Raw genomic sequence first — 12,333 nt, 5'->3', positions numbered from 1 at the left:
TGCTCCGGGGTCAAAAGGTCGGGCGGGGCGTGGGGATCGGCACGTTGGCAATCACGCCGGCCGCTCCGTTCTGTTTCGCCGGCTGCGGCTCCGACCCGGGGATCAGACCGGCAAAGACCGTCCGCGGCGGCCGGCCCATCTCGTGGATATAGGGCGACAGCAGCTTCATGCGGCCGGCCTCGTCGCGACCTTCGCTGCGCACCTTGCGCGCCTGCGGGTTGCAGATCTCGGCACTGATGTCGGCAACCGCGTCACGTCCGGGGCCATAGGGGGCAAGGCTGCCAAGACTTCGGCCGGCGCTACGCGGCGAAGTCAGAGCCTTCTGCAGCAGGTCCGCCGACATGTCGGCCCGCGCACCCAGGCTGTCGGCTCCGAGCACCACGGACACCACCGTGCGGCCGTTGCGGGTCGCTGACGACACCTGGTTGAAGCCGGACGCGCAGATATAACCGGTCTTCATGCCATCGGCACCGTCAAAGCGGCCAATCAGGAGATTGTAGTTCGGATATTCCTTCTTGCCGGTATTGATGCCCTCCAGGGCGAAATAACCGGCATATTGCGGAAATTCCCGCCGCAAGGCGACAGCGAGCACTGCAAGGTCACGCGCCGTCGTATATTGCCCGGTGCCTGGCAGACCGTTCGGATTGACAAAGCGGGATGACGTCATGCCGAGCGCCTGCGCGTCAGCGTTCATGCGGGCCACGAAATTGTCGAGCGTGCCGCCGACCCGCTCGCCGATGGCCACAGCGATGTCATTGGCGGACTTGACGAGCAGGATCTTCAGCGCGCTGTCGAGCGTTAGTTGCGAGCCCGGCTTGTAATACATCTTGCTCGCCGGCTGGGCGGCGGCCTTCTCGCTCATCACCACAACACTGGAAAGCGACAGCTCGCCGGCACGGATTGCCTTGAACGTGGTATAAGCCGTCATCAGCTTGGTGAGGGAGGCCGGGTACCACTTGCGGAAGGCCTCCTCATGCGCGATCACCTGCCCACTGTTGACGTCGACAACAATCTGCGGATTGGCCATTGCCAGGTTCGGCAGGCAAGCCGCGATTACGCAGACCAGCACCGCAAGGCGGCGCGTGCGGTGCGTCTTCGGCGACATGCAGGAATTTTTCGACGGCACGGTGAAAACCTCTTCGACGCGGATCTGTCTCGCAAAGGCTAGATAATTGGCCTATGAATGAAAGCAATGGCAAGAGCCATTGATTACGTCAATCTCAAGGCGCACATTCTGCGCCGGCTCTCACGAGATAGCTGAAATAGACGAGCAGGACAGCAACATGCCGATATTGAACCGCGCCGCCGAACTTCAGGCGGAGGTCAGCGAATGGCGCCGCCATCTTCATGCCAATCCGGAAATTCTCTACGACGTCCAGGAGACAGCGGCCTTCGTCGCCGCCAAGCTCGCGGAATTCGGCGTTGACGAGATCGTTACAGGCATTGGCCGAACCGGCGTCGTCGGCGTGATCCATGGCCGTGGCACGAGCACCCGCGCCATCGGCCTACGCGCCGACATGGACGCCTTGCCGCTGGAGGAAATCAGCGGCAAGCCCTGGACATCAAAAGTGCCCGGCCGCATGCACGCCTGCGGCCATGACGGCCATACCGCCATGCTGCTCGGCGCCGCCCGGTATCTGGCTGAGACGCGCAATTTCAACGGTCGCGTCGTCGTGATCTTCCAACCAGCCGAGGAAGGTGGCGCCGGGGCGCTTGCCATGGTCGAGGACGGACTGATGGAGCGTTTCGCCATCGAGGAGGTCTACGGCATGCACAATATGCCAGGCCAGCCGGTCGGCACGTTCTCGATTCGCAAGGGCGGCATCATGGCCGCGCCCGACAAGTTCTTCATCACGATCAAGGGCCGTGGGAGCCATGCCGCCGAACCGCATAAGGCGGTCGACCCGATCGCCATCGGCGCACAGATCGTCACCAACCTGCAACTGATCGCGGCGCGCAACGCCAATCCGCTACGCTCCGTTGTCGTCTCGGTGACCCGCTTCAATGCCGGCACGACCCATAACATCATTCCGGCAGAGGCGCAGCTTGCCGGCACCGTGCGTTCGCTCGACGAAACGGTGCGCGACCTGGCCGAAACCCGTATCCGCGAAATTGCCCAGGGAATAGCCGCCGCCAATGGCGCCGAAGCCGACGTGGTCTATGAACGCGCCTGCCCCGTCACCGTCAACCATCCGGCCGAGACGGACCATGCGGCACTTGCCGCCATGGATATCGTCGGCAAGGACCAGGTGAACACCGAAGTCGACCCCTCCATGGCCGGCGAGGATTTCGCCTTCATGCTGCAGGCCCGTCCTGGTGCCTACATCATGATCGGCCACGGCGACACGCCCGGCCTGCACAATCCCGCCTATGACTTCAACGACGAAGTCCTCCCCTATGGCATTTCTTACTGGGTCCGACTGGCTGAGCAACGTTTGACGGACTGAGGAGGCCCGAGGGCGCGCTCGGGCATACCGAGCGCCGCTGAGGCCCGGCTGTTCATGCCGCACGGCCTTTGCCCGCGAAAACGCTTGGCTTCGCGGCCGCGCTTTTGTATGGAGTTCAGCAGTGGTCCCGTAGCTCAGCAGGATAGAGCACCAGATTCCTAATCTGGGGGTCACGCGTTCGAATCGCGTCGGGATCACCATAGCCATTCCCTGAATGAAGCGCTGGATCTGTCGCCAGAAGGTGGAATCGCTCAAAAGGTTTGTCTCCAAGAGCGCTGATATGTCCCTAGCGCTTCAATAGGTCTGTCCCCAAGGTTAACCAGCCAAATTTCCCTGTTTCTCGAAAACTCAGCGTACGAGATAAGGCGGCAAAGACCTGACGTTAGGTCACGAAATCTTAGGCGTCCATGTCGCCGTCGGCCACAACAAAAGCATCAAGACAATTTTGAAAACCGACCCCTGAGATAATTGGCGACCCTACGTGGGGTCGCCAATTATCTCTAACTCCAATTTCATATCCTCGACCTTGCGAGCTTCGCGACAGAAAGCTCCCGTGTCACAGATCAAGGCTCTAGCGCCAGGCTTCCAACGACTTGATCGCCAAATCGATCTTCTTGATCAGGTCACGAAGCGGCTTCGAGTCCGGGTATGCGCTGACGAGGATAGCCTTGGCACTCTGCAGCCGTTCGACGTGATGGGCACGACCCACAACGCCCCGCTCGGCCTCAGGCACCTCAACCCTCTCATGATAATAGAGATCGAAAAACTCGCCATCTGGCAGGGTTTTGCGATCATATTCGAGTTGCGCCCAGTTATCGAGTTCGGACCTAACCTGATCGACACGCTTGGTAACGCCCGCCCTGCCACGGGTGGCCGTAAGCACTTCCTTGAGAAGCTTCCCGACCTCCGAGTGCTTCTCGACGGGCATCTTTGTCTTCGGCCGCGTACCCGAGGCGAAGAGCATCTTGTACGGAACCGTGGTCGAGGCTTTACCCGCAACCCGCGCCGTTTTCGGGATCAATGCTTTCGCCGCCTTCTCAGCTTCCATCTGAATTTCACCAGGTGTGCGGAACGGCTCAGCATCGGTCGTAGCAACTCGCCTGCAATTTTCGGGAACCACCGGCGCACCCAATGCAGACAAGACTGCTTCAATGGGCTCCAAAGCAGTTCCTTTTTTGCGATCGGAAAGAAGGTAGAGCTCGCTGCCACCGTCTGGGAAGTAAATCCCACCCCATGCCGACTTGACAATCTGCCAGTTGTTGCGGTCCGCCCAGGCGTCGCGCTCTAGCTGGCGATCGGAAACCGCTGCGGCATATGGCTCGTCAAGGATGACCTTCTTCTTCGTGGCCGGGTCGAACCATGAGCTACAATGGTCACGGCCTGGCAGACGTCCAGTACCGCCGCCACCAGGCAAAGCGTCACTCTTCGACGGCTTCAAACCTGTCGCGGCCATGAATTGCAGGGTACGAGCGGCAGTGCATGCAGCAGAAATGGCTCCGTCCTCGCTTTGAGGATTGGTCTGGCAAACGATCAAGTCAGGTGCCCAGCGCTTGAAGTTCCACAGGCCGCGCGCATTCTTGAAGTGTCTTGTCTCGACGATTTCATCCAGAGGCTTCGGAAGTGAGACTTCAACGATCTCTGTTCCACGCGCCTTCGTCTTGGGGTCTCGCCACCAAACGCTGATGAAGGTCTTAAAATTCGGTCGCGTGGATGTAGTGGATGACATCAGGACACGTCGAGCATTCGTGTAATTCGAATATCCCGCACGAATAGATGCGCGGTCCAAACCGACAGCGTGAGGCACGCCGTCCCGCTTGGATATCGTTTTGGCAAGGCGCTTGATGCCGTCAATGGTGGTAGGGGTGATGTTTGCCGTAGACATGTTTCTTTCTCCCGGACCCGTGAGAAGCGTCACCCGTCAACCACCTCGTGAGCCCGAACAAGAGACATGAACGGGTCATCAAACATTCAGGGCAGCGCTGTCTACAGCCTCGCAACTGACGGGTGGCGTGCTTCTGCCGGAAGCATCGCCAATGTAAAAGCATGATCCTATCGTTTCAAGAGAGGAGATTCAGAAAACAACAATGAAGGGCTGGCGTGAAGACGGCGGCCGTTGTTGTGCCCAAACCGACGGATTTTCGTCGCGTGATGATGAACACACTTGTTTTTCGGGAGGCCTACAATCATGAATTGACTAATAGAAATCGGGAGTGAGTCATGAGCAATCCATTCGAACAGCAACCCTTCGACGGCGCGGAATTCATCGACAATCCTGAACCGAGGTGCCCGTGCCTCTTGATCCTGGACGTGTCAGGTTCGATGCGGGGCAAGCCTATCCGGGAACTGAACGAAGGCCTTACCCAGTTCCGTGATGAGCTTTTCGCCGATGCCCTCGCGGCGAAACGGGTGGAAGTCGGCCTGGTCACCTTCGGTCCTGTCACCGTCGTGAACGACTTCACGGGCGTACAGAGCTGGATAGCACCCGAACTGCGCGATCAGGGTGATACGCCAATGGGACGTGCGATCGAGGAGGGGTTGAACATGCTCCGAGAGCGCAAGAACTCTTATAGACAGAACGGCATTTCGTATTACCGCCCATGGGTGTTCCTGATCACGGACGGTGGCCCGACCGATAGCTGGCAGAACGCCGCACAGGCTGTGAAGTCTGGTGAGGCCGAGAAGGCCTTCAGTTTCTTTGCTGTCGGCGTCGAGGGGGCGAACTTCGAAATCCTCTCCCAGATCAGCGTTCGCCAACCTCTTGTCCTCAAAGAGATGCGCTTCCGCGACCTGTTTAGCTGGTTGTCCAGTTCGTTGAGCTCGGTCTCTCAGTCGAATCCAGGCGATGCGGTACCTTTATCCAACCCAGCGGCTCCTGACGGGTGGGCCTCGATTGCATGACAGGTGCGTGGCGTTGGGCGGGTGCTAGATCGAAAGGCACCTCGCACGAGAAAGCAGGGCTGCCCTGTCAGGACTACGGATGTGCCAATGAGGTCGACGGTCCCGTCGGCCCCGTTTTCATAGCCGTGGTTTCCGATGGCGCAGGCAGCGCACTCCGTGCGGATGTCGGCTCAAAGATCGCATCGATCACAATGTTGCGGATGGCCCAACACTTCCTTCGTCGGTCACCGCGTTCGGAACTCGGCGAGGAAACGACATGGGAGTGGCTGGACGCCATCCGAGACAGGATCAACGCCGAAGCCGAGCGCGTCAGTCTTAAGCCGAGGGACTTCGCCGCCACCGTCATCGCGATCATTGCCGATAACTCGGGCGTAACGATCATCCACGTGGGTGATGGAGCCGTTGCGATCAAAGCGACCAATAGCGAGACATGGTCCGTCCCATCCTGGCCGTATCAAGGCGAATACGCTTCTACGACCAGCTTCATCACGGATGATCCCCAACCCAGGCTCGACTTCGTGGTGATGGATGATCCGGTCTCGGCATTTGCGGTCTTCTCGGACGGGATTGAACGCATGGTTCTCGATTTTGCGAATCGTACGCCGCATGCCCCCTTCTTCGAGAGAATGGTGAAGCCCGTGATGGCGCTATCGAACCCAGGTAGGGATGTCGATCTGTCGAAAGCCCTCCAGAGCTATCTGTCCAGCCCAGCGGTTTGTGAGAGGACCGATGACGACAAAACACTGATCCTCGGAGCCCGTCTGTGAGCGACACCTTTTTCGCCAACGGGAAGAAGATGATCCTCGGGCCTTTGCTCGGAAAAGGTGGCGAAGGTGCCGTCTACAACATTTCAGGCAGCTCGGACATCGCCGTCAAAATTTACAATGATGGGAAGGCACCTGAACGTCACGAGAAGATCGTGGCAATGGTAGCCGCGGGGCTATCCAAGACAAGTGCCCATGTAGCATATCCGCTGGAGGTCGTGACCAAGCAGAATGGAAAGTTCGCTGGCTTCACGATGAAGAAGGCCGCAGGCTTCAAAACGGTTCATGACCTTTATGGACCAGGGAGCCGCCGCGCAGAATTCCCAACGGCAGATGTCCGTTTCCTTGTCCGCGCCGCGTACAACCTGTCCGCCGCGCTGGCCAGCATCCATAAGTCGGGGTGTGTGGTCGGCGACATCAACCATTCCGGCATTCTGGTTTCCACCCAGGCGCTTGTCACTCTCATCGACAGCGACTCCTTCCAGTTCAGAAGCAATAGCCGCACATACCGTTCGTTGGTCGGGGTTGCCGAGTACACCCCGGCAGAACTGCAAGGCGTATCGTTCGAGAACACAGATCGCACGACCAATCATGATGCCTTCGGGTTGGCCCTATTGCTTTTCCAACTCCTGTTCCTCGGCCGACACCCCTATTCCGGGCGCTACCTTGGTGGCGGGGATATGGACATCAAGACAGCCATTTCGCAGAGGCGCTTTGCGTACAGCGCCAGACGCTCGGAAACGCGAATGGAACCGCCACCATACGTCCCCGCGCTGGATGACTTCGGCGACGAGGTGCGAGACGCATTTGAACTCGCGTTCTCCCGCAAAGCCGAGGCGGGCAACGGGAGGCCTTCGCCAGTAGACTGGGTCGGTGTCATCGATCGCCTGCAGTCGAACCTCGTCATATGCGGCATTGATCGCTCGCACCACTACCACAAAAGCAAGGCCAGCTGTCCTTGGTGCAAGCTGGAACAAGGAATTGGCCGATCGCTGTTTGCCGCACAGTTGGTCACCCCGACCTCTATGGCCAACATTGGCGAGATCATCGCCCAGATCAGTCGGATAAGTTCACCGCCTCGTCCACCCAGCGCCGAGAACATCATGCCGTCGATGCGCGATCTGAAGGTCTCTGACGCTGCCAAATCGAAGAAGAGCGGCCGAGCGATGAGCATGGTTGCCGCGCTCGCCGGGTGTGGCGTCGGTCTCTATGTGGCCGCGACATTTCAAGGGCTAGTCGGTATCATCATCGCCGGGGCGTCTCTCATGTATTTCTTCTCCGTGAAGGGCGACGAGGGACCGTTTGCAGCGGAACTGAAGGCAAGTACGACCGAGTGGAACAATCAGCGGCAGATATGGGAAAAACGCGCTGGGCCAGAGCAGTTCGAGGAAAAGAAAGCCCACTACCTTAGGCTCGCGTCAGCTCACGCCGGACTTCCCCAGCGAGAGAAGGAGAAGCTTGCTGAACTCGAACGTAAGAAGCGCGATCTGCAAATGCGCAAGCATCTGGAATCGCATCTGCTCGATCGGGCGAAGGTCGCTGGTATCGGCCCCGGCCGTAAAGCAACACTCGCCTCCTTTGGAGTGGAAACTGCGTGGGATGTGAAGTCCAGGCGGATTACGAATATCCCTGGGTTCGGCCCAACCATGCAAGAAAAGCTCAGAAAGTGGTCGAAGTCGGTCGAGCATAAGTTCGTATTCAACGCCAATATTCCGACCGATCCTCAGGCGATCCGCGAAGTCAAAAATGATATCGCGAAACATCGCGCGGAGCTTGAACGCGACTTGATTAAAGCCCCTGACGACCTGCGACGTCTTGTCTACGAAGCGACCCGACTGCGAGAAAATCCACCTCCCGAGCTTGTGGCCGCATATAGGCGCATGAAACAGGCAGAGTTGGACAGCGGTCGAAATGCATAGAGCATGAGAGTTTTCGACCTGCCACCGGTTATCACGGACCTTGTACTTAGAGCGATTGCGGTCTTGGCTGAATAAGGCATGGCTTTCGAGCTATCTCGATTACGCGCGCGCGCGTACTGAAGCTATTTGGACGCTGTCCCATATCGTACAACCGCGGTAATCTCCTTCCGATTCCATCGGAGATCGATGAATGGGATGCGGCATTACGCTTTCTGACCTAGATGCTCGCGAGGACGGAACCGTCGTTTTTGCAGTCAGCAAAGATGACGGACGTCTTCGCCATGTTGACGCCGTTCCAAGGGGTCTCAGTTGCCGATGCAAATGCGTGACTTGCGAAGAGGACTTGATTGCACGCCAAGGCGACGTCAATGGGCATTCCTTCGCTCACAAGAGCGGTAGTGGCGGAAGCGGTTGTGCCTCGGCGGGCGAAACCGAGCTTCACCGCCGAGGCAAGGAGATCATCGAACGGGCTGGTATGGTGACGGTTCCCCGGGTGACGGTCATCGACGGGATAATCACACAAACAGCGGGCAAGATCGTTCAGTTTGAAGAGGTCCTCCTTGAGTATCGCGACGGCGATGTGGTGCCGGATATCGTCGGCATACACCGAGTGGGTTTGAAGACTTTCAGGATGTTCATCGAGATAAAGAACACACATGGCTGCCCACAATCGAAACTGGACAAACTCGCACTGATGGACGTCTCGGTTATGGAGATTGACCTCTCTCGGTACCGGCACGTTGATCTCGATGACCTGACTGATATCGTTTTGCAAGAAGCGCCAAGGTACCTGATACAAAGCCCTGCGATTTCACTCGCAAAGAAGAAGATCGAGGAAGACCGTCTTGTGGCGGAGAAGGAGCGGATAATCGCGGAGGCGCGCCTCGCCGCCGAAGCCCAGTCCAAAATCGTTGAATATCGCAAACCGGGATCATTAACCGATCAGGTGGCTATACAGACATTCCATGAACTGCATGGGTTCGGTCTCGGCGAACTTTTGGAGTTGGATGATGCGCTCCCGTCCGCTTTCACGGTGACAAGAAAATTGTGGCAGTCGGTCATCCTAATGTGGCTGATCGATGAGGACGAGCGAAGCGGTTTGAAATGCCTCGACATTGTTGAGCGCATCAGTAGTCGAGGATGGGTGAAGCCTGGACTTCGGTGGATTGATCGAGAGCAGGCGCGCACCCTAGCCGAAACCGATCCTGATTTTCGCCTGCCTTATGACGAGGTTCTAAGCTACCTAAACCGCCTTGTTGTGAACGAGGCGTGCTTCAAGACAGGCAAGTCGACATTCGCGATCAGGGTCCGCATCGTCCAGAAGGTCCATGATGTTCTTTTCGAGAGGGAAGTGGGGCCAAAGCGCAAGGCGAAACTCCTTCAAACGTTCCAGCGCATAATGGAGACGGTCCGCCCTGAGGAGGGCGGAGAACTCGATTTCGAAATTTGGCTCGATCTTTGCGCAGCTCGTTACAATGTTGCAGTCGATACCCTTCTGGAACATGGCTCAACGGCCTGGGAGAGCTTTCATGCTTCTGTCGAGCAGATAGCCAGTTCACTGGGTCGGAAACCGCCTCTCAAACCGCAAAACCTGGAAGGGTTACCGCTCGGCGGCGTCTTTGAACGACTGATGGAAACCTACCTGCAAGAAGAGGCACGAAAGGCAGAACTTCGCCAACAACAGCTTCACTTAGAACGCGACGCCCGTCGTCGGCGCATTAGCGACCTTGCTCGGCAACATCTGCATTTCGGTGCAGACGAATGGCTGGCATCCAAGATCGGCACGCATGGCGAAAAAACACCAACGGAAATGGCCGATGAGTCTGAAGCCTCGATGGCGAAGGCAGTGTCGGCTCTTTTCGACGAAGCCGATAGACTGGGAAGACTTGCTGAGGCGCGGAAAGTCCAAGAACGATACCAGATGGAACTGACAGAGTACGCTCACAGGTTCTTCAGGTCGCCAGAACGAGCAGAACTGTGGCTGAAATCTAGTCATCCGAGCTTAGGCTCTAGGCGACCGATAGATGTTTGCCTGGACGAACGCTCAATGAAACTTTGCGTGCAGGCCCTCGAACCCAAGCAGACCTCTCGAGCCGCCGGGTCGCGACGACCGTAGTCCTCCGACCGGCTCAGTGATATCCGGTCAATGCCTCAAAGGCACATGATGCATCACCAGTACATCGCAACGATCTCAACGTCCAACAGCCTTTCATCGGACACTGAAAGCTTCGGTGCCGTGGTTCGATCTGATGGAGTACCCATTGCCTTGGCCTGAGATGGGAAAAGTGAAAGACCGCTCGCGTTCCTCGCAGTTTCCCTCAGTGCTGCATCGATTTCGGCGTCAACGTCCTGCCCGACCATCGCCGCTACTTTCGCCCTGATAGCCGCGAAGGCGCTTCGTTGCCCTGAGGCAGTATCTCCCCTCTGCTTCAGCGATACGATCATGTCGCTGATGGCGTTGAAATTCACGTCCTCAACCGTTTTTTGAAGGGTGGCCAGCAATTCAAATGCGTATTGATGTAGAGCAACACCGAACTCACGTTCGCTGTTGCTTTCGTTTCGGATGGCTGGCGTGCGATCAAAAGTCATGCGGCTCGCGGAATTGAGCTGATCGGCAATATCGGGCGCGAAGTCCCTCATCAAGTCGGCGAGTTTTACCGGGAGCCAACTTTCTTGGAAACCAGTCTTTGAGAACCTACACAGGATTGTAAACTCAGCCTCAGAGAACAGTACGCGACGGATATCTTTCCAGTAGGCGAGGTGCTCGGTAACCCCAACTATCACAAGCGGCTTCGTATCGACATCAAGGTTCGCTATCGCCTTTTTGTGGACGACGTACTCGGTGCCGTCGATATCCAGCACGCAGTAGTCTACCGCCACCCCACGGATGGGAATCAGGCCAGCAAGGAGGCGTTGCAGCAGTTTGCCAATAGCTTCTATTTCTCCCATGTCGACGACCGTGTTCCCAGCCTCGAACATCCGAGGATAGTCTTTGGCCATACCGACGAATTCGGAGACCAACGTGTCTACATGGAATACCTTGTCGGCCGATAGATTGACCCTGAATTCTGCGAGCAATCCGCGCTTTAGCGCATTAGAATCGACGGCAATTGAAGCCTTGTCGCAGCGTCTCAAATCTTCCAGATCGACAAAGGCATCCACCTTGTCGATCAAGTCCATGATGCGCAGGCCAGGCTTGTTGTAGAACTCCCTAAACCAGGATTGAACGGTCGCCTTGCGCTGTGTTTGGAGCGTGCTGCTATTGCTGGTCTGAAAGCGGGAACTGATCTCCGCCTTCCCAATCAGCGCGTCAGAACCGAGCTTGGCCTGCAACTCACCCAGATCGGCGGCAACCTTCTGCTCCGACGTCGTATCTGTAACTCCACCCGCCTGAGACGAAAGAAGGCTGCGGAGACTGACCTCATCGAGATAGACGAATTCTCGCAAAGGCTCAGGGCGCGCGGTTACTTCGGCCACTACCGGGTGAATGGTGCGCTTGGTGCGGAGCCGACGGTACCATGACAACATTTCTACCGTGCCTCCTCTATGGAAATCTCACGCCGCGGACGTGAGGAAACCCTCTCAAATGCAATCGCCACATCTTCCGGATTGATCTTGCCGCGTCCATCCGATGCGGTCATCAATGCCGCCTCGGACCATAGTGCAGTAAGCTCAGCGGCAGACCATCCCTCGGATTGCTTGGCAATCTCTTTGAGAGGGAGGTCCCCTATTGTCTGCAATCCACGTGCGCCCACCCTCAGAATTGAAAGCCGGTCCTCGTAGGTTGGCATGCCGAACTCAATTTCCCAATCGAACCGACCGGGTCGCGTCAGCGCGGGATCAAGAGAATCGACGCGGTTTGTGGATGCGATCACGACGATGTTCTGCTCGTTCTTGAAACCGTCCATTAGGGTCAGCAATTGTGCGACCAATCGCTTAGAGGCTTCATGGGAGTCCTCCGTGCGCCTTTCCGCTATACTGTCAATTTCGTCGAAAAAGATGATCGCGCGGCCGCTTTGGCTTCTGGCCGCGGCCTCGAACAGCTTTCGAAGCCTTGCCTCTGTGTCTCCCACCCACTTGCTGACGATCGAGGGGCCACTGATGAGGTAAAAATCGGCATCGGTTTCGTTCGCGATGATGCGCGCCAGATAGGTTTTACCTGTCCCAGGCGATCCAGTGAAGAGAATGCCTTTGATCGGTTTGGCACCGATGGCCAAAAGACGAGCCCGGTTCTCGAACTGTGTCGTAATGAGCTCACGCGCACGTTCAACAACCTGCGGATACCCTCCGAAGTCTTCGAATCTG

At 57.3% G+C, this 12,333-nt stretch carries 9 protein-coding genes and 1 tRNA gene; 6 read left to right on the top strand and 4 right to left on the bottom strand.

Features of this window, described 5'->3' with window-relative positions; translation table 11 throughout:
- Positions 1-10: 10 nt before the first annotated feature.
- On the bottom strand, positions 11-1,105 hold the full coding sequence (locus tag RNA01_RS16070) for a D-alanyl-D-alanine carboxypeptidase family protein (RefSeq protein ID WP_147181235.1): 1,095 nt from the start codon (positions 1,103-1,105) through the stop codon (positions 11-13).
- Positions 1,106-1,283: 178 nt separating this feature from the next.
- On the opposite strand from RNA01_RS16070, the gene RNA01_RS16065 reads away from it, so the two are divergent.
- Together RNA01_RS16065 and RNA01_RS16060 are read left to right on the top strand one after the other, a co-directional pair.
- Positions 1,284-2,447 carry a M20 aminoacylase family protein gene (locus RNA01_RS16065; protein ID WP_147181234.1) on the top strand — a complete coding sequence of 388 codons (1,164 nt, stop codon included), beginning with the start codon at positions 1,284-1,286 and terminating at the stop codon, positions 2,445-2,447.
- A gap of 123 nt (positions 2,448-2,570) precedes the next feature.
- Positions 2,571-2,647 (top strand) — tRNA-Arg (locus RNA01_RS16060).
- Positions 2,648-3,018: 371 nt separating this feature from the next.
- Here RNA01_RS16060 and RNA01_RS24100 read toward each other — a convergent pair.
- On the bottom strand, positions 3,019-4,329 hold the full coding sequence (locus tag RNA01_RS24100; RefSeq protein WP_147181233.1) for a DUF5623 domain-containing protein: 1,311 nt from the start codon (positions 4,327-4,329) through the stop codon (positions 3,019-3,021).
- 335 nt (positions 4,330-4,664) lie between these two features.
- Between RNA01_RS24100 and RNA01_RS16050 the strand changes: the two genes are divergently transcribed.
- The 4 genes from RNA01_RS16050 to RNA01_RS16035 all read left to right on the top strand — a co-directional run bounded on the left by RNA01_RS16050 (position 4,665) and on the right by RNA01_RS16035 (position 10,144).
- Entirely contained in the window at positions 4,665-5,345 is a 681-nt protein-coding gene (locus RNA01_RS16050) for a vWA domain-containing protein (RefSeq protein WP_147181232.1), read from the top strand.
- Positions 5,342-6,112, top strand: coding sequence for a PP2C family serine/threonine-protein phosphatase (locus RNA01_RS16045; RefSeq protein WP_147181231.1), 771 nt, complete (start codon positions 5,342-5,344; stop codon positions 6,110-6,112). The genes RNA01_RS16050 and RNA01_RS16045 overlap by 4 nt, the downstream gene beginning before the upstream one ends.
- Entirely contained in the window at positions 6,109-8,028 is a 1,920-nt protein-coding gene (locus RNA01_RS16040; protein WP_235916685.1) for a protein kinase domain-containing protein, read from the top strand. The genes RNA01_RS16045 and RNA01_RS16040 overlap by 4 nt, the downstream gene beginning before the upstream one ends.
- Before the next feature lie 343 nt (positions 8,029-8,371).
- Positions 8,372-10,144 (top strand): antitoxin Xre/MbcA/ParS toxin-binding domain-containing protein, encoded by a 1,773-nt coding sequence (locus RNA01_RS16035; RefSeq protein WP_170253486.1) that lies wholly within the window; start codon positions 8,372-8,374, stop codon positions 10,142-10,144.
- A gap of 53 nt (positions 10,145-10,197) precedes the next feature.
- Here RNA01_RS16035 and RNA01_RS16030 read toward each other — a convergent pair whose 3' ends face one another.
- Together RNA01_RS16030 and RNA01_RS16025 are read right to left on the bottom strand one after the other, a co-directional pair.
- A complete protein-coding gene (locus RNA01_RS16030; RefSeq protein WP_147181229.1) occupies positions 10,198-11,556 on the bottom strand; it encodes a DUF6414 family protein in 1,359 nt (452 codons plus the stop codon).
- A 2-nt stretch (positions 11,557-11,558) separates the two neighbouring features.
- On the bottom strand, positions 11,559-12,333 hold a 775-nt coding region (locus tag RNA01_RS16025), incomplete at its 5' end, for an ATP-binding protein (RefSeq protein ID WP_147181228.1).

Source organism: Paenirhizobium naphthalenivorans, from assembly GCF_007992095.1.
Lineage (GTDB): Bacteria > Pseudomonadota > Alphaproteobacteria > Rhizobiales > Rhizobiaceae > Allorhizobium > Allorhizobium naphthalenivorans.
The sequence above is the reverse complement of the archived record's forward strand: the minus strand, read 5'-3'. Positions and strand labels throughout refer to the sequence as shown.

What these genes read in the sequence shown, in the direction of transcription:
- RNA01_RS16070 (WP_147181235.1), bottom strand. Translation starts at nt 1,105, where the DNA reads ATGTCGCCGAAGACGCACCGCACGCGCCGCCTTGCGGTGCTGGTCTGC.
- RNA01_RS16065 (WP_147181234.1), top strand. Translation starts at nt 1,284, where the DNA reads ATGCCGATATTGAACCGCGCCGCCGAACTTCAGGCGGAGGTCAGCGAA.
- RNA01_RS24100 (WP_147181233.1), bottom strand. Translation starts at nt 4,329, where the DNA reads ATGTCTACGGCAAACATCACCCCTACCACCATTGACGGCATCAAGCGC.
- RNA01_RS16050 (WP_147181232.1), top strand. Translation starts at nt 4,665, where the DNA reads ATGAGCAATCCATTCGAACAGCAACCCTTCGACGGCGCGGAATTCATC.
- RNA01_RS16045 (WP_147181231.1), top strand. Translation starts at nt 5,342, where the DNA reads ATGACAGGTGCGTGGCGTTGGGCGGGTGCTAGATCGAAAGGCACCTCG.
- RNA01_RS16030 (WP_147181229.1), bottom strand. Translation starts at nt 11,556, where the DNA reads ATGTTGTCATGGTACCGTCGGCTCCGCACCAAGCGCACCATTCACCCG.